This is a genomic window from Kangiella geojedonensis (genome assembly GCF_000981765.1).
Classification (GTDB): domain Bacteria; phylum Pseudomonadota; class Gammaproteobacteria; order Enterobacterales; family Kangiellaceae; genus Kangiella; species Kangiella geojedonensis.
Window position 1 is genome coordinate 2154559 of sequence record NZ_CP010975.1, and the last position, 23574, is coordinate 2178132.

General features: G+C 44.3%; 16 protein-coding genes, 2 tRNA genes, 3 rRNA genes and 1 pseudogene. 7 read left to right on the top strand and 15 right to left on the bottom strand.

Annotation, left to right across the window (positions count from 1 at the left end; genetic code table 11):
* Positions 1-3: 3 nt before the first annotated feature.
* The gene (gene murB / locus TQ33_RS09885; RefSeq protein WP_046561901.1) at positions 4-1029 is read right to left on the bottom strand and encodes a UDP-N-acetylmuramate dehydrogenase; all 1026 of its coding nucleotides are present in this window, start codon (positions 1027-1029) and stop codon (positions 4-6) included.
* Between the two features lie 195 nt (positions 1030-1224).
* Between murB and TQ33_RS09890 the strand changes: the two genes are divergently transcribed.
* Complete coding sequence (locus TQ33_RS09890) at positions 1225-2532, top strand: metal-dependent hydrolase family protein (RefSeq protein ID WP_071841117.1); 1308 nt, start codon at positions 1225-1227, stop codon at positions 2530-2532.
* An 81-nt stretch (positions 2533-2613) separates the two neighbouring features.
* Here TQ33_RS09890 and TQ33_RS09895 read toward each other — a convergent pair whose 3' ends face one another.
* Positions 2614-3054 (bottom strand): hypothetical protein, encoded by a 441-nt coding sequence (locus tag TQ33_RS09895; protein WP_046561902.1) that lies wholly within the window; start codon positions 3052-3054, stop codon positions 2614-2616.
* Positions 3055-3305: 251 nt separating this feature from the next.
* On the opposite strand from TQ33_RS09895, the gene TQ33_RS09900 reads away from it, so the two are divergent.
* A complete protein-coding gene (locus TQ33_RS09900; protein ID WP_046561903.1) occupies positions 3306-5093 on the top strand; it encodes a DEAD/DEAH box helicase in 1788 nt (595 codons plus the stop codon).
* A gap of 205 nt (positions 5094-5298) precedes the next feature.
* Here TQ33_RS09900 and TQ33_RS09905 read toward each other — a convergent pair whose 3' ends face one another.
* The 9 genes from TQ33_RS09905 to tyrS all read right to left on the bottom strand — a co-directional run bounded on the left by TQ33_RS09905 (position 5299) and on the right by tyrS (position 14460).
* On the bottom strand, positions 5299-5589 hold the full coding sequence (locus tag TQ33_RS09905; RefSeq protein ID WP_046561904.1) for a hypothetical protein: 291 nt from the start codon (positions 5587-5589) through the stop codon (positions 5299-5301).
* Positions 5589-6515: a GIY-YIG nuclease family protein gene (locus TQ33_RS09910; RefSeq protein ID WP_052735279.1), complete on the bottom strand. Its 927-nt coding sequence runs from the start codon at positions 6513-6515 to the stop codon at positions 5589-5591. The genes TQ33_RS09905 and TQ33_RS09910 overlap by 1 nt, the downstream gene beginning before the upstream one ends.
* Positions 6516-6525: 10 nt before the next feature.
* Positions 6526-6882, bottom strand: a complete 357-nt coding sequence (locus tag TQ33_RS09915; RefSeq protein ID WP_046561905.1) for a hypothetical protein — start codon at positions 6880-6882, stop codon at positions 6526-6528.
* 444 nt (positions 6883-7326) lie between these two features.
* A 5S ribosomal RNA gene (gene rrf, locus TQ33_RS09920) occupies positions 7327-7442 on the bottom strand.
* A gap of 134 nt (positions 7443-7576) precedes the next feature.
* Positions 7577-10467, bottom strand: a 23S ribosomal RNA gene (locus tag TQ33_RS09925).
* A gap of 217 nt (positions 10468-10684) precedes the next feature.
* A tRNA-Ala gene (locus TQ33_RS09930) sits at positions 10685-10760 on the bottom strand.
* A 96-nt stretch (positions 10761-10856) separates the two neighbouring features.
* Positions 10857-10933 (bottom strand) — tRNA-Ile (locus TQ33_RS09935).
* Positions 10934-11042: 109 nt separating this feature from the next.
* Positions 11043-12581, bottom strand: a 16S ribosomal RNA gene (locus TQ33_RS09940).
* The 16S, 23S and 5S rRNA genes sit together here with 2 tRNA genes alongside, the layout of an rRNA operon.
* Positions 12582-13260: 679 nt before the next feature.
* Positions 13261-14460, bottom strand: coding sequence for a tyrosine--tRNA ligase (gene tyrS, locus TQ33_RS09945; protein ID WP_046561906.1), 1200 nt, complete (start codon positions 14458-14460; stop codon positions 13261-13263).
* Positions 14461-14716: 256 nt separating this feature from the next.
* Here tyrS and TQ33_RS09950 point away from each other — a divergent pair, with 256 nt between their 5' ends.
* From TQ33_RS09950 to TQ33_RS09960, 3 genes are all read left to right on the top strand, one after another.
* Positions 14717-16276, top strand: coding sequence for a peptidoglycan DD-metalloendopeptidase family protein (locus tag TQ33_RS09950; RefSeq protein WP_046562451.1), 1560 nt, complete (start codon positions 14717-14719; stop codon positions 16274-16276).
* A gap of 18 nt (positions 16277-16294) precedes the next feature.
* Complete coding sequence (locus TQ33_RS09955; protein ID WP_046561907.1) at positions 16295-17407, top strand: anhydro-N-acetylmuramic acid kinase; 1113 nt, start codon at positions 16295-16297, stop codon at positions 17405-17407.
* 83 nt (positions 17408-17490) lie between these two features.
* Positions 17491-18603: a GGDEF domain-containing protein gene (locus TQ33_RS09960; protein ID WP_046561908.1), complete on the top strand. Its 1113-nt coding sequence runs from the start codon at positions 17491-17493 to the stop codon at positions 18601-18603.
* Positions 18604-18623: 20 nt separating this feature from the next.
* Here the strand turns inward: TQ33_RS09960 and erpA are convergent, their stop codons facing one another.
* The 3 genes from erpA to TQ33_RS09975 all read right to left on the bottom strand — a co-directional run bounded on the left by erpA (position 18624) and on the right by TQ33_RS09975 (position 20215).
* On the bottom strand, positions 18624-18950 hold the full coding sequence (gene erpA, locus TQ33_RS09965) for an iron-sulfur cluster insertion protein ErpA (RefSeq protein WP_046561909.1): 327 nt from the start codon (positions 18948-18950) through the stop codon (positions 18624-18626).
* A gap of 76 nt (positions 18951-19026) precedes the next feature.
* Positions 19027-19488: a bactofilin family protein gene (locus TQ33_RS09970; protein WP_046561910.1), complete on the bottom strand. Its 462-nt coding sequence runs from the start codon at positions 19486-19488 to the stop codon at positions 19027-19029.
* A complete protein-coding gene (locus tag TQ33_RS09975; protein ID WP_046561911.1) occupies positions 19475-20215 on the bottom strand; it encodes a DUF6776 family protein in 741 nt (246 codons plus the stop codon). Before TQ33_RS09975 ends, TQ33_RS09970 begins: the two co-directional genes overlap by 14 nt.
* Positions 20216-20440: 225 nt before the next feature.
* Here TQ33_RS09975 and TQ33_RS09980 point away from each other — a divergent pair, with 225 nt between their 5' ends.
* Both TQ33_RS09980 and TQ33_RS09985 read left to right on the top strand, forming a co-directional pair.
* The gene (locus TQ33_RS09980; RefSeq protein ID WP_046561912.1) at positions 20441-22294 is read left to right on the top strand and encodes a chloride channel protein; all 1854 of its coding nucleotides are present in this window, start codon (positions 20441-20443) and stop codon (positions 22292-22294) included.
* 4 nt (positions 22295-22298) lie between these two features.
* A complete protein-coding gene (locus tag TQ33_RS09985; protein WP_046561913.1) occupies positions 22299-22718 on the top strand; it encodes a CopD family protein in 420 nt (139 codons plus the stop codon).
* Here TQ33_RS09985 and TQ33_RS09990 read toward each other — a convergent pair.
* A pseudogene (locus tag TQ33_RS09990) lies at positions 22680-23553 on the bottom strand (DUF817 domain-containing protein). The gene TQ33_RS09985 and the pseudogene TQ33_RS09990 sit on opposite strands and share 39 nt — an antisense overlap.
* Positions 23554-23574: the final 21 nt, after the last annotated feature.

Genomic DNA, 23574 nt, shown 5'->3' on the forward strand with positions numbered 1-23574 from the left:
AAGTTACTTACTCTGTGTAAATATGTCCTGCTCACCTATAATCCACACTTCTGGCTCAAGCTGCACATCAAAACGCTCCAAAACCGTATCGCGCACATGTGCCGCCAATTCTAGGAGCTCACGACCGGAGGCATTGCCATGATTAACCATGACCAAGGCCTGCTGCTGGTGTACTCCTGCATCACCTTGTCGATAGCCTTTAAGGCCGCATTGGTCAATTAACCAGCCAGCCGCCAGTTTCATATGCGAGTCATCCACAGCATAAGCCACTAACTCTGGGTAGTCACTTTTCAGTTGGTTGTATTGGTGGTTAGTTATCACTGGATTCTTAAAAAACGAGCCTGCGTTACCAAGTGTTTCAGGATTCGGCAGTTTGCTCTGCCGGATACGAATCACTTCATCACTAACCTTCTTCGCAGAAAGGTTGTCGGTATTGTCGGATAAAGCCTTTAAAGGGCCGTAGGTAAGTACTAACTTTGGGTTGATATTCAGTTTTAACGTCACTGAGGTGATGAGGTACTGCCCTTTGCAGCGATTTTTGAACACGCTATCACGATAACCAAACTCACAATCCTTATGCTCAAAAACAACTTTTTCTCCGCTATACAAATCTATCGCATTAAGCGAGACAAATAATTGCTCAAGCTCCACACCATAAGCGCCGATATTTTGAATAGGGGCCGCACCGACGTTACCAGGTATTAATGATAGATTCTCTAAGCCTGAATAGCCCTGCTCTAGCGAGTCCAGCACTAAGTCATGCCAGTTAACCCCAGCACCCGCCGTTACCAACACTTGGGCCCCACTTTTTTCGTAGGTGATGCCGGTGATATCTGCTTTTAAAAAAGTCAGAGGTATATGTCCTAACAATAGCAAATTACTACCCCCTCCCAATACAAAGAACTTCTCGGGAGCTATTGGCATGCCCGCTAGCCAGTCTTGGATATCTTGCTCAGACGTAAAGCGGAACAAATTATCACAAGTGGCCTCTACACCAAATGTGTTAAGAGCGGTAAGTGGTTGTGCCATATGGCTAAAATCCTAGAACGTATACGACTGTTCGGCATTGTATCAGAAGTGCTTCGAATTACTATTTGGTTTCAAGCAATTGCCTGCTCATACTCCTTCAACCAGAACCATAAAAATGGTGGCCCGAACATTTGCCAGTCATGGCGATAACGGTTAGATTATGCTAACCATGATAACAACGTATAAGAGGCATTTATGACATTCCCCTCACCATTAAAGCTGGTGACGCTAGCATCAGCTCTTGGATTGATCACCGCATCCAACTTCGCTTTCGCGTCTGCCGAACAACAACAAACGACTTGGCTACACTGTGGTAACGTCATTGATACCGCTGAAGGTGACACACTAGACCAGCGCTACATTCGTATTGATAACAACACCATCACTAGCGTTACCACTGAGCGCCCATCAGGCGTTGAGCTGGTCGATTTAAGCGCTAAAACCTGCCTTCCGGGTTTAATGGATATGCACGTCCACCTTGATGGTGAAATGAACCCTAAGTCCTATATTGATGGTTTTACCTTAAACCCCGCAGACTTAGCCTACAGGGCTCAAGACTTTGGCATGAAAACCTTAATGGCGGGCTTTACCACCGTTAGAAACCCGGGCGACTCTTATAACGTCACCATCTCCTTGCGCAATGCTATCAACCAAGGATTAATTCAAGGTCCTCGTATTTATTCAGCAGGTAAATCGCTTGCGACTACAGGTGGCCATGCGGATCCAACCAATGGCACTAATGCTGATCTGATGGGCGATCCAGGTCCAAAAGAAGGTGTAGTCAACAGTGCGGAAGATGCTCGTAAAGCCGTGCGTCAACGTTACAAAGAAGGCGCAGACTTCATTAAAATTACCGCGACCGGCGGCGTTTTAAGTTTGGCCAAAAGTGGCCAGAACCCACAGTTCACTGAAGAAGAGCTCCGTTCAGTCATCCAAACAGCCAATGATTATGGTATGCATGTAGCGGCCCATGCCCACGGTGATGAAGGCATGTTAAGAGCTGTCAATGCAGGCATCACCAGTATTGAACATGGTACCTACATGTCGAAAGATGTTATGAAGGCTATGAAGAAGAATGGTACCTATTATGTTCCAACCATTATCGCCGGTAAATTTGTGGCCGAGAAAGCAGAAATTGATGGTTTTTTCCCAGAGATAGTTCGTCCCAAGGCTCGAGCAGTTGGCCCTCAAATTCAAAACACCTTTGCGAAAGCCTATGATTATGGCGTCAAAATCGCTTTTGGAACTGATAGTGGCGTGTCAGCACATGGCGATAACGCTAAAGAGTTTCAATACATGGTAGAGGCTGGCATGCCAGCGATGGAGGCAATCCAAAGCGCGACGGTCACAACGGCGGAGCTACTAAAAAATGACAAGATTGGTGTTATTGCAGAAGGCAAACTAGCCGATATCATTGCGGTTGAGGGAAACCCTATCGAGGATATAACACTTCTACAGAACGTCTCGTTCGTGATGAAAGACGGTAAAATCTATAAAAAATAACGCTATCAATCAAATAACGCGGGGGAGTTATAATACCCCGCGTTATATATGTTCACTTGCAAAAGCTAGCTACTTCAACAACTAAAATCGGAAGCTTTGCACACCATCACCACACTTAATTGCGGCACGGCTACTATCTTTAATCTTAATAAAGCGGTGTAAACGTAAATCATCAATTATCGGGCATAGAAATTCTATTTTTACTGACGCTTGATTAACCGAATAAATTTTATAAAAGTCAGTCTTTTTTGCTACTTTTTGTAAGCTACCACTGAGACCAACGATGACATCCTGATCTTTTGCGACTCCACTTTTCGCTTGTATCGACCAGCCAGCTTCACGCATTTGCGATACATATCTTTCTAAATCATCCTTAACACCTTCTACTGAACTAATCTCCCAATCTGGTTTAGCGATAACTAACCATTTCATGTGCCCATTATTTTCAATAGAAATAACTTCATCTTGCTCCCAGCAAGCGCTTACCAACAGCAACAAAATCCCTAAAACTAACAATCTCATATTATTTCCTTTTATGTGTAGTTTATTGAAATACCAAGCTTTTTAGCTACTTTATACCATATTCAGCAAAAGTTTTACTAATAATGCTAACGCTGATTGATTTTTGTGCGTATAATGTCGCCGACTCGAAGCAGTGGTCACATGCACTTCCTTTCCTATCTGTGCACTAAGTTGTGGTTTTAGTTGGGTTTATCAGTTGACCGAAGCTTCGTTGAGCATTCCGCTCATCATGCATTAATAAGGTACATCTGATGACATCTAAAGATTCTACAACCAGTTTTGATCAACTGGAACTCGCGCCTGCGGTATTGAAAGCTATTCAAGAAGTCGGTTACGAGCAACCATCTCCAATTCAACAAGCCAGTATCCCCGTCCTTTTAACTGGGCGAGACATTATTGGTCAAGCACAAACCGGTACTGGTAAAACGGCAGCTTTTGCTTTGCCTCTCTTATCCAGAATTGATCCAAAAGACAGAACTACTCAAGTTTTGGTATTGGCACCTACTCGTGAGCTTGCACTGCAAGTTGCCGAAGCCTGCCAAACTTATGCTAAGCACATGGAACAGTTCACTATTCTGCCAATTTACGGCGGTCAACGTTATGACACCCAGCTTCGTCAACTTAAACGTGGCGCTCAGGTTGTAGTCGGAACGCCTGGCCGAGTCATGGATCATATTCGACGTGGCACCCTTAAGCTTGATTCCTTAAAAGCTTTAGTACTTGATGAAGCCGATGAAATGTTGCGCATGGGATTCATTGACGACGTTGAATGGATTTTGGGACATACTCCCGATCAGCGTCAAATTGCGTTGTTCTCTGCGACCATGCCAAACCAAATTAAGAAGGTTGCTCAAAAATACTTGAGCAATCCTGAGCACATTAAAATTGAAACCAAAACATCAACGGCGAAAACCATTAGTCAGAGATACTGGTTCGTTAGTGGACTACACAAGCTAGACGCTTTAACCCGAATTCTCGAAACTGAAACTTTCGACGGCATGATTATCTTTGTACGCACTAAAACGGCGACCATGGAATTAGCCGAGAAGTTGAATGCTCGAGGTTTCAGAGCTGATGCACTCAATGGCGATATTCCGCAAAACACCCGTGAGAAAATTGTCGATAAACTAAAGCGCGGAAAAATTGATGTTCTGTTAGCCACAGACGTCGCGGCTCGTGGACTTGATGTAGAACGTATTAGTCACGTTATCAACTATGACATTCCTTACGACACAGAATCTTACGTACACCGTATTGGTCGTACAGGTCGTGCGGGGCGTGAAGGTCATGCTATTTTGTTTGTCTCTCACCGCGAGAAACGCATGTTGAAAGCTATTGAGCGTGCGACAAACCAACCAATCGAAGAAATGCATATGCCAACTATCGACGCGATTAATGAAACTCGTGTCGAACGTTTCGCTACTACCATTACAGAAACTTTGGCAAGCCAAGACTTACAATTCTATACAGATTTAGTCGAAAAATATGTCAAAGACAATGACCAAGACTGGCCACAGCTTGCCGCCGCATTAGCGAAAATGGCTGCTGGTGACGAGTTACTATTAAAAGAACGACCTCGCAAAGAACGTGAGAGTCGTGATCGTGACGACCGTCGCGATGACCGCAGAGATCGCAAACGCGATCGTAATAGCAAAGATCGTCCACGTCGCGAAAATACTTTTTCTGCACAAGCGCAACCATTGGCCGATCATCCTGATGTCGAAATGGAGCGTTACCGTATTGAGCTAGGTCGAAACCACGATGTGAAAGTTGGTAGCATTGTTGGTGCTATTGCCAATGAAGCCGATATCGACAGTGAATACATCGGACGAATCGACTTATTTGACGAATTCACAACGGTTGATCTTCCAGCAGGTATGCCAAAAGAAGTTCAATCTATTCTCGCTAAAGCACGCGTTGCGGGTAAGCCAATGCAACTCGCACCAATTGGTAAGCAGGAAGGTGGAAAAGGTAAACCTAAGGCAAAGGACAAAGACAAGGGTAAGCCGAAAGCCAAAAAACGCAAACCAAAGTCTTAATCTTTATAGATAAAAAAGGCCTCAAATGAGGCCTTTTTAAGCAACGCACTTTTTTAATCATCATTAAATTCATAAGACTTAGCCCTTACCAAATTATCATTTCTTGAGACTGATGGAGTCGAGTGTCTCAAGAAATAACTGTAAGGAGGTTACAATATAATGACTTCATCCTGTTTAGCTTCTCTATAATCATTCTCCATAAGAGTTAAATTTTCTTTTGCTTACTTTCAAACTGGGTTAAATACTCTTTACAGTCTAATCTTAATTTTTCAACGAAGTGTTTAGCTACCTCTTTTTCATCGGTGCCTTCAATTTCAGCATCAATATAAATGCTATAATATTTACTATCATTTACAGCCCTGAACGCTATTTTATAATCTGGCTCCCAATAAGAAGCATCCCACCTCTGGATATCATAACCTTTTAATGTGGTATTAGTACGAATGTAAATTTCTCTTAGAATCTTTGATAGATACTTAAACTTAACAAAGCTCATTAGTTCATCCCTAATTGTTCTGGATCATATTCCTCAATAGTCATACGATCTAAAAGATCATAGGAGCCGCAATGCTTCTCAACTTGCTTTTGGATCTTCTCAATAGGTACATTAAAAAACTCCTTGCGAAAATTTTCAGAATTAACGCGACACTCGTTAAATGCTTTGTGGAGTTGATTCTCAAGCTCTGGGGCATCATCACACTGTATAATCCCATGAATTTCAAATGGAAATGGAACCGATGCATCACCAAGCTCCTTAACTCGATCTAGCGGATCAAGCCGTCTAGTCATGCCTATTTTATAAACATTTTCTCCGAAGGATTTCCGGTTGCTAATGATATAGACATACCCAGAACGAGTTAGCTGTGCCATAGATAGGGCCCTTTCTTTCTCTTTCGTTATATCTTTTAATCTTAAACGCAACAACTCCATTTCACGTTTCATATTTTCAAGCTGCTCGTCATGCAGTTCCGCTACTAGTTTCTCAGCCTCTCTTAAACGCTTTTTATACTCTTTTTCTTCCTTCTCCCTTTTTTTAACAAAATTCTCAATCTCCCTTTGAACCTTATTTTCCTCTGCAATCTGCTCCCGATGAATCCGGTCATCTTCTTTTTCTATCGCCAACTGTAGATGATATTTATAAACAAGTGATAATTCCTCTAATCTAAGAAGAAGGAAATCTTTGGTTATTTTACTGAAATTATCTTCTCCATACTTGTTTGAGTTACCGTATTGCTTTAGTATTTTTTTAAATTGACTGGATAGATTGGTAGATTTACAGAGAGATATAATATTCTCAACTTCTGCATTAAAGGCACTAAATACAAACTTAGCAGTTCGTTTTTGTCGTGCTTTTCCTTTAGCTACGCTATCGTTCCACGTTATACCATGCTCTATAATCCATGCCTTATTATCTTTTACCAACTGTTTCTGATTATCTTTGTTTTTTTAATAATTTTTTAATCTTGCCAGAACCATGTCCATCCAACTTCTGAACAAATGTATTTATTGATTTAAGCTCATCAGAGTGCTCTATTCGAACTCGATAATCTTTATAATTAGCAATAAGTTTTTTGATATAAAATTTTATTTCTTTAACTTTTACATTCAGTTCATCACGAGTTTCGCGTAAGCTTTGTATAGATTGTAACTCAGCAATGCCCTTAAACTTGCCAAGCTCTTCAATTTCTCTATTCTTTACGTTCAAAGTATGATTGAGAGTCTCTACCTGTTCCCCTAATTCTCGTATTTCTCCTAATGCTCTATCATGAGTAGACCTAAGTACAAACATTTACCCTCCCTATAATTTGTTAAAGCTAAAAAGGTGCTTAGCGATGTTTAATCAAGAATTATCCAATAAAACACTTTTGAACACGCTTCTATTCTATAAATAGTCAGCTACAATATAGCATAAAATTTAATCACAAAAGCATGTAGGGTAGGTTTCAACTAGGGCTCGACAATATCAGATAAGGTTTTCCAATGGGCCATAAAAAACCCCAGCGGTTAGGCTGGGGTTTTGGTATAAGCGCTCGGCGATGATACCCAAAGGTATTCCTTCTGGGGATGCTTAAGCATCCCCTTCAGTCACCTAAGTCGAGAAAGATGTTGGTGACCTAGCGATATATCTATTGTTCAATAACAGTCAGCCGTCCTAAGTATATAAAAGAGCTCATAAACCATATATGCAAAGAAAAAGGGCCCACCTTTCGGTGAGCCCTTTCTTTGATTAAGCGCTTGGCGATGACCTACTCTCACATGGGGAAGCCCCACACTACCATCGGCGATGAGTCGTTTCACTTCTGAGTTCGGCAAGGGATCAGGTGGTTCCAACTCTCTATGGTCGCCAAGCAAAAATGTTTGGATATTGACCTAAGTCTTATAATTTGGCAGAAGAAGTTTTAAATCTGTAAGATGTTGCAGTATTCAACACGCTTTGTTTCTTTGTTTGCTGACTTACATAATCCCAAAACTCTTGGGGTTATATAGTCAAGCCTCACGAGCAATTAGTACAAGTTAGCTTAACGCCTCTCAACGCTTCCACACCTTGCCTATCAACGTCGTAGTCTACAACGGCTCTTCAGGAAACTTAAAGTTTCAGTGAGATCTCATCTTGGAGGGGGCTTCCCGCTTAGATGCTTTCAGCGGTTATCCTGTCCGAACATAGCTACCCGGCAATGCCACTGGCGTGACAACCGGAACACCAGAGGTTCGTCCACTCCGGTCCTCTCGTACTAGGAGCAGCTCTCCTCAAATCTCAAACGCCCACGGCAGATAGGGACCGAACTGTCTCACGACGTTCTGAACCCAGCTCGCGTACCTCTTTAAATGGCGAACAGCCATACCCTTGGGACCGGCTACAGCCCCAGGATGAGATGAGCCGACATCGAGGTGCCAAACACTACCGTCGATATGAACTCTTGGGTAGTATCAGCCTGTTATCCCCGGAGTACCTTTTATCCGTTGAGCGATGGCCCTTCCATTCAGAACCACCGGATCACTATGACCTACTTTCGTACCTGCTCGACGTGTCTGTCTCGCAGTTAAGCTGGCTTGTGCCATTACACTAACCTCATGATTTCCGACCATGATTAGCCAACCTTCGTGCTCCTCCGTTACTCTTTGGGAGGAGACCGCCCCAGTCAAACTACCCACCACACACTGTCCTCGATCCGGATAACGGACCTGAGTTAGAACTCAAAAGCTACTAGGCTGGTATTTCAAGGACGACTCCACATCATCTAGCGACAATGCTTCAAAGTCTCCCAGCTATCCTACACAAGCAGGTTCTAAGTCCAGTGTGAAGCTGTAGTAAAGGTTCACGGGGTCTTTCCGTCTAGCCGCGGGAACACTGCATCTTCACAGCGAGTTCAATTTCACTGAGTCTCGGGTGGAGACAGTGTGGCCGTCGTTACGCCATTCGTGCAGGTCGGAACTTACCCGACAAGGAATTTCGCTACCTTAGGACCGTTATAGTTACGGCCGCCGTTTACCGGGGCTTCGATCAAGAGCTTCTCCGAAGATAACCCCATCAATTAACCTTCCGGCACCGGGCAGGCGTCACACCCTATACGTCCACTTTCGTGTTTGCAGAGTGCTGTGTTTTTGATAAACAGTCGCAGCCACCTGGTATCTTCGACCAGCCTCAGCTTAGGGAGCAAGTCCCATCACCAAAGCCGGCGCACCTTCTCCCGAAGTTACGGTGCTATTTTGCCTAGTTCCTTCACCCGAGTTCTCTCAAGCGCCTTAGTATTCTCTACCTGACCACCAGTGTTGGTTTGGGGTACGGTCGGTGTTTATCTGAAGTTTAGAAGATTTTCCTGGAAGCATGGCATCAACCACTTCTCGCCCTTGGGCGATCGTCATCAGCTCTCGGCCTTAAAGAGACCCGGATTTACCTAAGTCTCAAGCCTACCACCTTAAACGCGGACAACCGTCGCCGCGCTGGCCTAGCCTTCTCCGTCTCTCCATCACAATAAACACCGGTACAGGAATATTAACCTGTTTCCCATCGACTACGCATCTCTGCCTCGCCTTAGGGGCCGACTCACCCTGCTCCGATTAACGTCGAACAGGAACCCTTGGTCTTCCGGCGTGCGGGTTTTTCACCCGCATTAACGTTACTCATGTCAGCATTCGCACTTCTGATACCTCCAGCAGACTTCTCAATCCACCTTCAGCGGCTTACAGAACGCTCCTCTACCGATACACATAGTGTATCCCGCAGCTTCGGTGCATAGCTTAGCCCCGTTACATCTTCCGCGCAGACCGACTCGACTAGTGAGCTATTACGCTTTCTTTAAAGGGTGGCTGCTTCTAAGCCAACCTCCTAGCTGTCTAAGCCTTTCCACATCGTTTCCCACTTAGCTATGACTTTGGGACCTTAGCTGGCGGTCTGGGTTGTTTCCCTTTCCACTACGGACGTTAGCACCCGCAGTGTGTCTCCCGCGCTGTACTCCTAGGTATTCGGAGTTTGCAAAGGGTTGGTAAGTCGGGATGACCCCCTAGCCTTAACAGTGCTCTACCCCCTAGGGTAATACGCGAGGCTCTACCTAAATAGATTTCGAGGAGAACCAGCTATCTCCCGGTTTGATTAGCCTTTCACTCCGATCCACAGTTCATCCCCTCATTTTGCAACATAAGTGGGTTCGGTCCTCCAGTTGGTGTTACCCAACCTTCAACCTGACCATGGATAGATCACCGGGTTTCGGGTCTACCTCCAGCAACTGTGACGCCCTATTAAGACTCGGTTTCCCTACGGCTCCCCTAAATGGTTAACCTCGCTACTGAAGAGTAAGTCGCTGACCCATTATACAAAAGGTACGCAGTCACCAGACTAAATCTGGCTTCCACTGCTTGTAAGCATGCGGTTTCAGGGTCTATTTCACTCCCCTCACAGGGGTTCTTTTCGCCTTTCCCTCACGGTACTGGTTCACTATCGGTCGACAGAGAGTATTTAGCCTTGGAGGATGGTCCCCCCATATTCAGTCAAGATAACACGTGTCCCGACCTACTCGATTTCACTTCTAAGTTGTTTTCGTGTACGGGGCTATCACCCTGTATCGCGTCACTTTCCAGAGACTTCCACTAACTCAAAAGAAGCTTAAGGGCTAATCCGCGTTCGCTCGCCGCTACTAACGGAATCTCGTTTGATTTCTGTTCCTACGGGTACTTAGATGTTTCAGTTCCCCGCGTTCGCCTCTTACACCTATGTATTCAGTGCAAGATAACCAGCTTGTACTGGCTGGGTTTCCCCATTCGGAAATCCTCGGATATAACGTTTGTTGTCAACTCCCCGAGGCTTATCGCAGACTACTACGTCCTTCATCGCCTTCTGTCGCCAAGGCATCCACCGCATGCTCTTATTCACTTGACTATATAACCCCAAAAATATTAGGACCATACAATCAGCAAACATAATTGCTAGCTATCCGACTTCGATAACTAACTACGTTTTCTAACATGATGAATACTATTCGCTTACAAATTTATTACTCGCTTCTGCCAAATTGTTAAAGAACTTGTTCTGGTCAATATCCAGATGTATAAGCCTTCTTATACATCTAAACACTGCATCATAGTGAACCAATAAATGGTGGAGCTAAGCGGGATCGAACCGCTGACCTCCTGCGTGCAAGGCAGGCGCTCTCCCAGCTGAGCTATAGCCCCATTTAATTAGTGCTCAATTGGTCTTTAGGCGCGGCAGTTACGCGGGAGTTTATTTAAAATAAACGACCAAGTAACTAACAAAGCATAAAGCCAATTTGGTAGGTCTGGGCAGACTTGAACTGCCGACCTCACCCTTATCAGGGGTGCGCTCTAACCAGCTGAGCTACAGACCTATAAATCTGTCTTGTTACAGACACTAACGGCCTGCACAACCGATCACTATTCCAGATGATTTTAATAAGACAATTTGTGTGAACACTTATGTAATGAGAACACTGTCGTTAAGGAGGTGATCCAGCCGCAGGTTCCCCTACGGCTACCTTGTTACGACTTCACCCCAGTCATTGCTCACACCGTGGTAACCGCCCAATGTTAAGCTAGCTACTTCTGGTGCAAACAACTTCCATGGTGTGACGGGCGGTGTGTACAAGGCCCGGGAACGTATTCACCGTGGCATTCTGATCCACGATTACTAGCGATTCCGACTTCATGTTCTCGAGTTGCAGAGAACAATCCGGACTACGAACAGCTTTGTGAGATTAGCTCCCCCTCGCGGGTTGGCAACCCTCTGTACTGCCCATTGTAGCACGTGTGTAGCCCAGGTCGTAAGGGCCATGATGACTTGACGTCGTCCCCACCTTCCTCCGGTTTGTCACCGGCAGTCTCCTTAGAGTTCTCAACTTAATGTTAGCAACTAAGGACAAGGGTTGCGCTCGTTACGGGACTTAACCCAACATCTCACGACACGAGCTGACGACAGCCATGCAGCACCTGTCACAGAGCTCCCGAAGGCACCAATCCATCTCTGGAAAGTTCTCTGGATGTCAAGACCTGGTAAGGTTCTTCGCGTTGCATCGAATTAAACCACATGCTCCACCGCTTGTGCGGGCCCCCGTCAATTCATTTGAGTTTTAACCTTGCGGCCGTACTCCCCAGGCGGTCTATTTAAAGCGTTAGCTGCGCCACTAAGTATCTTAATATACCCAACAGCTAATAGACATCGTTTACGGCGTGGACTACCAGGGTATCTAATCCTGTTCGCTACCCACGCTTTCGCACCTCAGCGTCAGTATCAGACCAGGGGGTCGCCTTCGCCACTGATGTTCCTCCAGATATCTACGCATTTCACCGCTACACCTGGAATTCCACCCCCCTCTTCTGTACTCTAGATGACCAGTATCAAATGCAGTTCCAAGGTTAAGCCCTGGGCTTTCACATCTGACTTAATCATCCGCCTACGCGCGCTTTACGCCCAGTAATTCCGATTAACGCTTGCACCCTCCGTATTACCGCGGCTGCTGGCACGGAGTTAGCCGGTGCTTCTTCTGCGAGTAACGTCAAGGCCAGCAGGTATTAACTACTAGCTTTTCCTCCTCGCTGAAAGTGCTTTACAACCCGAAGGCCTTCTTCACACACGCGGTATTGCTGGATCAGGGTTGCCCCCATTGTCCAATATTCCCCACTGCTGCCTCCCGTAGGAGTCTGGGCCGTGTCTCAGTCCCAGTGTGGCTGATCATCCTCTCAGACCAGCTACAGATCGTCGCCTTGGTAGGCCATTACCCCACCAACTAGCTAATCTGACGCAGGCTCATCGAATAGTGGAAGCTTTCAAGAAGAGGCCCCCTTTACACCGTAGTGCTTATGCGGTATTAATCCGGATTTCTCCGGGCTATCCCCCGCTATTCGGTAGATTCCCACGTGTTACTCACCCGTCCGCCACTCGTCATCAAAAGAGCAAGCTCTTTCATGTTACCGTTCGACTTGCATGTGTTAAGCATACCGCCAGCGTTCAATCTGAGCCATGATCAAACTCTTCAGTTTAAAGTTTTACAAAAGTACCGAAGTACCTTTAAATCTTTGCTCGATGAATCACCAACTTATTTAAAAAATAAATCAATCGAATTAATTTTTAGGGTGTTGGTCACTGCATCGTTGTTGTGTTTCAACATTGACACAAGTGCCCACACAAATTGTCTTATCAATCTGTTAAAGAACGTCTTGGCGAAGAACTCGCTTCACTCAAGTGGGCGCACATTATATATCGCCCCAACCTCCTGTCAACCGTTTTCGATAATCTTTTTTAACGTTTATTTTCAAAACCTTAAAACCTCTTAACGAACCCTCAATTCCCTGAGCGGCTTGCCCGAACTTTTCGTTCGAAGCGGCGCGCATTATAAAGCGCCTCAACTTCCTGTCAACACATTTTTTAAAACTTTTTAAACCGTCTTAAAAACCGCCCTTCCTGAACTCTCCCAAGGCCGTTCAAATGTTTCGTTTGCCTCGAAAGTGATGCGCATTATAGACACTAAATCCTAACCCGCAACCCCTTTTTGAATCTTTTTTTAAATTAATTTCAATTTGGTTAAATTCCGTCTAAAACTTGCTCAAAACGATGATAAAACAAACAATTACACCAGCTTATTAAGCTTATCTATTAAAAAAGGTCGCCGAAGCGACCTTTTTTATTTACATCTTTTTATTGTTATTAAACTGTCTGTCATTATGCCGTTACTGTTACATAAGCAATTTTCTTCTTCCCTGCCTGCATTAGGTATTTACCCGGAGTCACCATATAAGACGGTTCAACCACTTCCCAGTCTACTTTTACACGACCATTCTTCAGCATATCCTTAGCTTGAGCCGAGTTAGTCGCAAGACCCGCGCGATTAATCACCGCACCTATCGGAAATTGCTCCGCGCCATCTAAGCTCACTTCGACTTCAGGTGTCCCTTCAGGAACTTCGCCTTCTCTAACAATATTACCAGCACCTTTATGGGCATTCTCAGCAGCGTCTTTACCATGGAAACGTTCGATTATTTCTAAAGCGAATGCTTTCTTTATATCTTGTGGGTTTGCTCCTGCTTCAACGTCTTTTTTCAGTTGCTCAACTTCTTCTAGAGATTTGAACGATAACAGCTCATGGTAACGCCACATCATACTGTCTGGTAAAGATAGTAGTTTCTGGTACATAACGCCCGGTGCTTCAGTAATACCGACATAATTGTCTAGTGATTTGGACATTTTATTAACACCATCCAAACCTTCAAGTAATGGCATCATTAGTACAGTCTGTGGTTTTTGGCCATGAGACTTTTGTAGTTCACGCCCCATTAACAGATTAAAGCGTTGATCAGTACCGCCTAATTCTACATCACACTCCATGGCCACCGAGTCATAGCCCTGTACTAGTGGGTATAAAAACTCATGAATTGCAATCGGTTGTTCATTCGCATAGCGCTTCTTAAAATCATCGCGCTCTAGCATTCTAGCAACAGTAGAATTTGCGGCTAACTTGATCATGCCAGAAGCGCCCAGCTTTTCGCACCACTCGGAATTAAAAGCAATTGTCGTTTTCTCAGGGTCAAGAATTTTAAACACCTGCTCTTTATAAGTTTCTGCGTTCTTGAGCACATCTTCACTGGTTAGTGGCTTGCGCGTTACATTTTTACCCGTCGGATCACCGATCATGCCGGTGAAGTCCCCAATAAGAAACACGACCTCATGCCCAAACTGTTGAAATTGACGCATCTTATTAATCAAAACGGTATGCCCAAGATGCAAATCAGGCGCAGTTGGATCAAAACCAGCTTTAATTTTTAAAGGACGACCTTCTTTTAGCTTCTCTAATAATTCTTCTTCAGGCAGAATTTCATCAGCTCCACGTTTAAGCTCCTCAAACATGGTCTCAAAATCACTCATAAGGGTATTTCTCTCTAATTTCGATGGCTCAAAGATACACGAATTACCATAGTATGCAACGGTTTCAGAGCAAAAAGCCCTGCCTGACAGTTTTCGTCTACTGGCTGTTCAAAAGTGTAAAAAATCCTGACTCTTTCACATTTCAAGAACAAATGTGGCTAAATTATGGATTTAATACTTTTTAACATTGACCAAAACCCATCATAAGGTTATGGTTATTGCGCAAAAACTATTCAACCAATTTCTTAAGTTAACTATGATAAACCGTGATTATAAAGGGTTTAGCAGAAATAAACCTCTGTTTGCCCGAAAGAAAAGTCGACGAAAGGGCGTGATCATTACGATCTCAGCGCTGTCGGTAGTCTTCGCGGCAGTCTCTTACTTAGCAATGACTTCAGGACAAGAGTCATCTACTCAAGAAAAACAACAAGAATTACTCACATTACAATTATCATCGGACGACACCAAAGCCTCGACACAAACAACACAACTTGACACAGAATCAGGTAGCTTAACCCTGTCAGAGGATACCCTTGAGCCAGCCGAGAAGACTCTAGCTGAAAGTACTGCTCCATCGTCAGCCTCCAGCATTGATAAGCAAAGTGCTTCAAAAAACTTAAATGAAGCGACTGATGCCATAAAGAATTTCGTTAAGAAAACCACTAAGCCTCGATACGACTGGCAGACAGTTACCGTAGCCAAAGGTGAAAGCTTAGCGCGTATTTTTAATAAATTAGGCTTTAGCTCTAAAGATTTGCATTACATGATGCAGTCTGATGAGCAGGTGAACATCTTAAAGAAAATCAGACCTGGCCACACTTTAGAATTCGCCGCAAACGATGATAAAGAGTTCCAAGGTCTACGTTACCCTTTTAATTCAAGCGACACGTTAGTAATCACCAAGCTTGAAGATAAAAAGTTCGATGTATCTCTAGACGTTAAACCTATTGAGTTTAAGCAACGTTTTGCCACCGCTACAATTACCAGCAGCTTTTATAATGCAGGTAAACAAGCTGGTCTTCCTGATGGTGTGATTATGGAACTGGCTGGCGTATTCGAGTATGACATTGATTTCGCACTTGAAATTCGAAAGAACGACAGCTTCTCAGTGTTATACGAAGAGAAGTACATTGATGGTAAGAAAGTTGGCTACGGCAACATCTTATCAGCAGAGTTCAATAACATGGGCGAACATTACGCAGCCGTTCGATATACCGATACCAATAATCGTACTGCTTATTATACGCCGGAAGGTAAAGCGTTAAGAAAATCATTCTTACGTGCACCGCTACAGTTCAACTATGTCAGTTCGAACTTTAATCCGAAGCGTTTCCACCCAATTCAAAAGCGTGTAAAGCCTCATCGCGGAACGGACTACCGTGCACCTATCGGTACACCTGTTCGCGCTGCAGGTGACGGCCGGGTAACTAAATCTGCCTACAATCGCTTTAACGGTAATTATGTGTTCATCCAACACGGTGGCAACATTGTGACCAAATACTTACACTTCTCTAAGCGTGCAGTTAAAGCCGGTCAACGTGTAAAACAAGGTCAAATCATTGGCTACGTGGGCTCTACTGGAATGTCACAAGCACCACACTTGCATTATGAGTTTGTGGTAAACGGCGTTCACCGCAACCCTCGCAGAGTGAAGTTGCCCCACGCGGCACCCGTTCCAAAAACAGAAATGGCACGCTTCCAAGAGCTTTCTAAACCGCTTATGGCGCAATTAGAAACCGAGCGTACAACCTACTTCGCTCGTCTGAACGACCAAGAGTCATCAGGTACAGCAAGTAACAGTAAGCTACAAAAATAAGGTTGCAGAGTTTAACTCGTGACCTTGTTTATTGGACTTATCTCAGGGACTAGCGTTGACGCCGTTGACGCTGTCCTCTGTGATATCCAGTCTGATAGCAAAATCCAGTTACTCGATTCCCACAGCCACACCATCCCCAATAGCTTACAACAAGCGTTACTTAATTTTGGCAAGTCGGTTTATGAAAGTGATCCTATCGATCAATTAGGCCAGCTGGATCACCAAGTAGGTTTACTATTCGCAGAAGCGACAAATACGCTGTTAGAAAAGTCAGGCTATAAGGCTACAGACATTACAGCCATCGGAAGTCACGGCCAAACCGTGCGTCACCGACCACAAGCAAGCTACCCTTTTACGCTGCAAATAGGTGACCCCAGCATCATCGCCACTAAAACAGAGATAACCACAGTAGCAGACTTTCGCCGACGCGATATGGCGAATGGTGGGCAAGGCGCTCCGTTTGCTCCAGCCTTTCATCAAGCATTTTTCTCAGATGACAAACAACCAAGAGCCGTCGTTAATCTCGGTGGGATCGCGAATGTTACGATACTGGAACCAGGCAAATCTCCAGTGGGCTTTGATACAGGGCCAGCCAATACCTTGATGGATCAATGGATTCACACCCATAAACAGCAACATTTTGATGCTGATGGTCAGTGGGCGGCAAGCGGTTCCGTTATACCCGAGCTGTTACCGTTATTGTTACAAGATCCTTATTTTGAACAGGCGGCCCCTAAAAGCACGGGCTGCGAATACTTTAATATGGAATGGCTCTCTACTCAAACTGGCTCTGTAGACTTACCCAACTATAAGCCAGAAGACGTACAAAGAACGTTACTTGAGCTCACCGTCATCACTGTATCAGATGCCATTAAAGCCAACCTGAAAAAAGCTGATATTTACTTATGCGGTGGCGGTGCACACAACCGACTGTTGAAACAGGAGTTACAAAGGCAATTGCCCAACCAGTCAGTTCTCACTAGCTCAAAACTGGGAATCTCTCCCGACTGGGTAGAAGCAATGACCTTTGCCTGGTTTGCTTCAGAGACACTGAATAAACGCCCCATATCCCTTTTCAGTATTACTGGTTCTAATCAAAATAGCGTTCTTGGCGGCATATACTTAAGCTAACAGCAAGTCTTATCAAGTGGTCAGATTAGCCATGCTTATCTAAAATTAATGCATATTTGCATTAATTTTGTCATACTACTCTCATGAAACTGCTGAATGACATTGGTCAATTTAGTGAATGGGAGAAAGTCCTAGTAAACTCTATTGATAAAATTATTGTCATATTGGCCATATGTAGTGTGCCTGCAACCATTGCTTCGTTAAGCCGAATGTCGCTTTCAGGCTTTCAAATATCGATGGGGTCACATGTTGCAATTACCATAAGCTTGGTCACGGCTGCTTTAATACGTCACAAACTTCCCATCAAATTTAAGCTCAACTTAGTTCTTGTCATTACCGCCCTAGTATCATTGGTTGGTGTTATGGATTGGGGCTTGCTAGGGAATGGAGTTCTATGGTCCATACTCTCTATCATTTTCGTCACACTCTACTACGGCATTAAAGCAGGTGCGATTTGTGCTCTTGCTTTTTTTATCTATGTCTCAATTATCGGTTACTTCTACATCAACGGAGTGATTCAGCCTCAAGTAGACCCTAATTCTTATGTGGTTTCTGTTAGCGGATGGATGACGGGAATTATCGGCGCTCTATTACCGCTCTCGGTTACCATCGTGATTATTGGAACCTTATACGAGGCAGCTCGGGACTCCCTTATAAAGCTTGAGCGACAACGTGTTGAAATCACCATTCTGGCAGAGCGAGATGATTTAACAGGAATTTATAATGCTCGCGTGTTTCATAAAATGTTGCAGCAAGCCATCGAACGTTCAAAGCGCCATGATTCTTGGGTTTACTTGATCAATATTGACTTAGATAACTTTAAAAGTATCAACGATAATTATGGACATCATGCCGGCGATGCCATTTTATGTTACATCGCAAAACAATTATTAAACGTCACTAGGGGCGAAGACACCCTATGCCGTGTTGGCGGTGATGAGTTTTTAATGCTTATTGAAAGTCCTGAAAGACACGAGCCACAAGAACTCGAAGCGGTTATCGAGCGCATCAAGACTGCCATAGAAATCCCTTACATTTACGAAAAGACCAAGCTCAGCGTTCGAGGTAGTATCGGATTCGCAGAATACAACGCAAAAGCTACGCCCCATCTCAAAAACAAAGATGATATTCTTAAGGAAGCCGACAAAGCAATGTTCAGGAATAAAGAAGTCTCTCGCACTCAAGAAATCAGTTGAGCGCGAGATTAATGTTTACACTAAATAGAGAATGAAGAACCACAGCCACAAGTGGTTTTAGCTTGCGGGTTATTAATAATAAAACGTGAGCCTTGCAGGCCTTCCGTATAATCAACTTCTGAGCCCATCAGGTATTGAAAACTCAAAGAGTCGATTAAAATTTTAACGCCATCTTTTTCAACGGTCATATCGTTTTCTTTTTGATTTTCATCAAAGGTAAAACCATACTGAAACCCTGAGCAACCGCCGCCTGTCACGAATACGCGCAACTTAAGCTCCTGATTTTCCTCTTCTTCAATCAGTTGACGAACTTTTTTGCTAGCTGCTTCTGTTACGGTTATCGACATATTGTTACCTATCTAAACTACACCTTTCTATTATAGCCGAAGATGGGGGTGATACCGCAACATCTCAAGCCCAGTATTAAGCTTTTACTGGTTCCGCTTCTACCGACTCTTGGTGGTTTTCGTTATCACGGCTCGCAGAATTATCCACTTGAGCCTCTTCTGCTTTGTGCTCGAGCGCCTTTGGATCGCCCACAACCACCATTTTACCGTTAACTTCAGCGCCAGCGTTCATTTCGATGACTTTATAATACAAGTCACCGTTAATTTTTGCGCCTGGCTTTAAATCAATCTTCTCGGTGACATAAACATCACCATCGACCTGACCAAAAATGACGGCGAAAGGCGTCGAGATATTGCCTTTTATTTTGCCGTGTACACCGATGGATAAGACCGACTGCTTTTCTATGTCGCCTTTAACTTCTCCGTTAATTTCTCCGTCAACAAACAGCGCTCCTGAAAAGCTCATGTCGCCGTTAATACAAGTTCCATCTGCAATTAAAGTATCCACATTGTTCGATTTACGTTTATTCTTTCGCATTAGATTCTGCAACCTCATTGCTCGGATTTGTGGGATTCCAAGTAAAATCTTGGAGTACTGATTTTGCACCGCGTCCCGATGTCGCTGCCACCACTCTTACAAAACTTGGCTCGAAGCCTTCTGGTAGCTGGAACGTTCCTGTATGTGTCGAAACATAGGTGAAATCAAATGTATTATTATTGCTATCGTTTCCTTGCAGCTGTTCAAAGCTGTAACTTTTCCTTTCGCCGGCTTCCTCGCCAACGACGGATAATGTAATGGTTCCTTTTAAAGAACCCGACTGACGTTTTGCCTGAATCAACATTAGGCGGTATCGATAACTATCGCCGACTCCCTGCTCCCAAGCAAAACTAGCAATCTGCAACCCTGACTCTACCGCATCAGGATCAAAAATACGTTGTAAAGCTTCACGCTCTTTTTCAAGATTTCTATTTTGGCGGTGAAGTTTATCCAGCTCGGCCTTCAGCTGCTGAGTGATTTCGTGCTCGATTTGATACTGTTGTTGCCAGTGTGTTTGGCCTTCTTGTGCTTCGCTTAGCTGTTCATTAAGCACCTGAAATTGTTCTTTAGCAGTGGCTGTCATGCCATGTTGACGTTTATTGAGCCAATACCCAAGCGCCATAGCGGCTAATAAGACCAATAAAATGATCAAGGTCCAAGACCAATACCAAGTGGCCGTGCGACGCTTGCGGATAATATAGTCTGGTTGGTTAGGATCTTTAGTCATAAATCATTGAAATCGTTTGTTCTTTCGGTCACATTTTCTTATTATGTAAGTCATTGATGACGCTGGCTATTATAATATCGAAAGTGCCTAATAAATTATGGCACATACCGTCTGCAACCAGAAGTCGACTCCTGTTGCATTAAAACAGAAATTATAGCCAAAGGGAACAGACTAGGGCTTGTTCCACTTCCATAAAGCGGCCCTAATCACATACTTGAGTGACGAATGACGCTAATTGATCGTTTAAGATTACGCCTTGGGGGCTTTGATGCTTTAGCCTTAATGGCGGTTATTGGCTTAATTTGCGGTATTTTAGCGGGTGGCTCCAATATTCTGTTCCGATACTTCACCGAAAGTTCCTACGTGCTGTGGGCGACTGACCAGTCCGGAAATACAGATTTTGAAAATGCCGACTGGTTATTAAAACTTTTACTGCCCACTATTGGTGGTTTAATTGTCGGTCTCCTACTGCAACAACTCAACCCAGACACTCGTCGCGTCGGTGTTTCCCATGTCTTAGAGCGCATGGCACACCACCAAGGTCATCTGCCTTTAAAAAATGCCATCGTCCAATTTTTCTTGGGGGGGCTAACCATTGCTTCAGGACAGTCGGTTGGTCGAGAAGGCCCTGGCATCCACTTAGGATCCACCACCGGCAGTCTTATTGGCCAGCGACTCAAGCTACCGAACAACAGCACACGAATCCTAGTCGGCTGCGGTTGTGCCGCAGCAATTTCTGCCAACTTTAATACGCCATTGGCTGGCGTTGTATTCGCCATGGAAATTGTCATCATGGAGTATGCGGTGGCGAGCTTTATTCCGATTATTCTAGCGTCGGTGGCGGGCGCTGTGATGAGTCGCATCTTTTTTGGTTCTGATCCAGCCTTTATCATTCCCTCCTCCATGGACGTCCAGTCTTTGTGGGAAATGCCTTACTTCTTACTGCTAGGCTTTATTTGCGGTGTTATCGCAAGCCTGTTTATCATGCTCACCAGTCAAGTACGTCGCCGCTCGAAAGATTGGCCGGTATGGATTAAAACCACCGTCGGTGGCACCAGTGTGGGCTTAATTGCGCTCGCGGTTCCCCAAGTCATGGGGATTGGTTATGACACCGTGAACTCTTCGCTACAGGGTGAACTACTGTTAACCATATTGGCCCTGAGCCTTGCCGGTAAATTTATTGCTACGAGCATTTGTTCTGGCTTATCCATGCCGGGCGGAGTATTAGGCCCGACGCTTTTCATGGGAGCTATGTTGGGTGGTTTACTGGGGACAGTAGGCAGTCTTATCTTCCCAAACCTTTCAAGTGACACGGGTTTTTATGCCATCATCGGTATGGCAACCTTGATGAGCGCCGTACTACAAGCACCGCTTGCTGGGCTGATGGCATTATTGGAATTGACCAATAACCCTAACATTATCCTGCCCGGTATGTTCTCCATCGTTATCGGTAACATGGTCGTGAGCCAGCTATTTAAGCGCGAATCTTACTGGGAAACCCAGATGAAAGATCGGGGCATGCATTTAAAAGTCAGCCCAATGAAGCAGGTGTTGCGCAGTATTGGTGTCGCGGGAGTCATGACCCGAAGTATTGCTTTCCTTAAAGAAGAATCAACGCAACAAGAAATTTCCGTCGCGTTACAAGACAAACCACGCTGGATATTGATCAAAGACCATGCTGGTGTAGTCATCTCTTTGATGGTTGCCAGTGATTTAGGCCGTTACCTCATTGAGCAGGAAGAAGAACTTGAGCGACAAAAATCCAAGGTTAAAGCAAAAGATGATGATAATGCTGATGAAGCTCAGCTAGAACCTGAGCAGCAAACAGAAATCAGCCATGACGAAGATTCTTCAGAGCAGCCGATAAAACTGATGGAAATTCCGGCGAACCGCCAAGATATCGTTGCGATTGATCTACAGGCGACACTCGAAGAAGCTTACGACAAAATGGAGCAACGTAAAATTTCAGCTGCTTATGTCTATCGGATCACACATAACAAAGAAGAGCGTATTTACGGTATCGTAACCCGCGATATGATTACCGATCAGTACATTTTCTCCAAAACACAAACAGGTTAACGCTATGCAATGGGTTAAAACGTTTCACCTTTTCTTTATGGTTGCTTGGTTTGCAGGAATTTTTTATCTGCCGAGAATCTTTGTTAACTTAGCTCAAACAGAAAACGATGGCGCTTTTAACCAGCTCAATATCATGGCGCGAAAACTCTATCGGTTTGTTACGCCATTCATGGTACTCACCGTTATCTTTGGGCTTTGGCTGGCCTCTTACAACTGGGAGTATTATCTCAAAGCTGGCTGGTTCCACGCTAAGATGGCCTTGATCGTTCTACTGATTATTTATCACTTCATCTGCGGCATGTACCAAAAACAATTCGCCGACGGGCGCTGCAACAAAAGCCACACCTACTTCCGTGTTTTTAACGAAATCCCTGTACTGATATTGTTAGGCGCCGTGATCTTGGCAGTGATTAAACCCTTTTAGCCTTGAGAGATCTTTAACCCCTTGCACCAAGGTCACCATGACGAAGCTGAGTAGCATCAGCAGATACCACGAGGTTAATTTAGACAAGGATACCATTTGCCAGCCGTTGGTTTGATTCGGGTAAATCCAAATATTAGCAAAGGTCGCAATGTTTTCAGCGAACCAAATAAACAAAGCGACTAAGAACCAGCCTAACAACAAAGGCATACTTCGGTGTGTTTTAATCACCTTAAAGTGTATTCGAGTTTTATAAAACAAAAAGGCTGTGACTAACAGTAAAACCCACCGTAAGTCCCAAATGTAGTGGTGCGTGAAAAAATTAGCATAAACGGCAATGACCAATATAACGGTCAACCCCACATTAGGGTAATAAGAGTAGCGGAAATCAAAGATTCGAGACACTCGTGCTAAGTAGCTCCCCACGGCGCTGTACATAAAGCCCGTAAATAGTGGCACATTACCGATACCAAAAATAAACGCTTCGGGATATTGCCACGACTGAATCGCATCCGAGGTTTTGAATAACTCCATCACCGTTGCCACGATATGGAAGAGTAAAATAATGACGGCTTCTTTTAAGGTCTCTAATTTAAATAACAGCAATACCAGCTGGAATAGGACCGCTGCTACAAAAATAAAATCATAGCGATGCAACGACTCAATCGGATACCAGTATCGCGTTATCAGCATAACCAATAGCAAAAAAACCGCCAAAGATACAGGCATAAGCCTGCTTTAAGCCGAAAAGCCAAAACTCGTGCAGATATTTTTTGTATGAGCTTTTGTCTGAGCTATTATGCTTGTTGGACTGAGCTTTATACTTTGATGATGTCATCGCCACTTCTTGTTACTTTTC

What these genes read in the sequence shown, in the direction of transcription:
- TQ33_RS09915 (WP_046561905.1), bottom strand. Translation starts at nt 6,882, where the DNA reads ATGTTTGTACTTAGGTCTACTCATGATAGAGCATTAGGAGAAATACGA.
- TQ33_RS09970 (WP_046561910.1), bottom strand. Translation starts at nt 19,488, where the DNA reads ATGCGAAAGAATAAACGTAAATCGAACAATGTGGATACTTTAATTGCA.
- TQ33_RS09890 (WP_071841117.1), top strand. Translation starts at nt 1,225, where the DNA reads ATGACATTCCCCTCACCATTAAAGCTGGTGACGCTAGCATCAGCTCTT.
- tyrS (WP_046561906.1), bottom strand. Translation starts at nt 14,460, where the DNA reads ATGAGTGATTTTGAGACCATGTTTGAGGAGCTTAAACGTGGAGCTGAT.
- TQ33_RS09980 (WP_046561912.1), top strand. Translation starts at nt 20,441, where the DNA reads ATGACGCTAATTGATCGTTTAAGATTACGCCTTGGGGGCTTTGATGCT.
- TQ33_RS09950 (WP_046562451.1), top strand. Translation starts at nt 14,717, where the DNA reads ATGATAAACCGTGATTATAAAGGGTTTAGCAGAAATAAACCTCTGTTT.
- erpA (WP_046561909.1), bottom strand. Translation starts at nt 18,950, where the DNA reads ATGTCGATAACCGTAACAGAAGCAGCTAGCAAAAAAGTTCGTCAACTG.
- TQ33_RS09960 (WP_046561908.1), top strand. Translation starts at nt 17,491, where the DNA reads ATGAAACTGCTGAATGACATTGGTCAATTTAGTGAATGGGAGAAAGTC.
- TQ33_RS09975 (WP_046561911.1), bottom strand. Translation starts at nt 20,215, where the DNA reads ATGACTAAAGATCCTAACCAACCAGACTATATTATCCGCAAGCGTCGC.
- TQ33_RS09895 (WP_046561902.1), bottom strand. Translation starts at nt 3,054, where the DNA reads ATGAGATTGTTAGTTTTAGGGATTTTGTTGCTGTTGGTAAGCGCTTGC.
- murB (WP_046561901.1), bottom strand. Translation starts at nt 1,029, where the DNA reads ATGGCACAACCACTTACCGCTCTTAACACATTTGGTGTAGAGGCCACT.
- TQ33_RS09905 (WP_046561904.1), bottom strand. Translation starts at nt 5,589, where the DNA reads ATGAGCTTTGTTAAGTTTAAGTATCTATCAAAGATTCTAAGAGAAATT.
- TQ33_RS09985 (WP_046561913.1), top strand. Translation starts at nt 22,299, where the DNA reads ATGCAATGGGTTAAAACGTTTCACCTTTTCTTTATGGTTGCTTGGTTT.
- TQ33_RS09900 (WP_046561903.1), top strand. Translation starts at nt 3,306, where the DNA reads ATGACATCTAAAGATTCTACAACCAGTTTTGATCAACTGGAACTCGCG.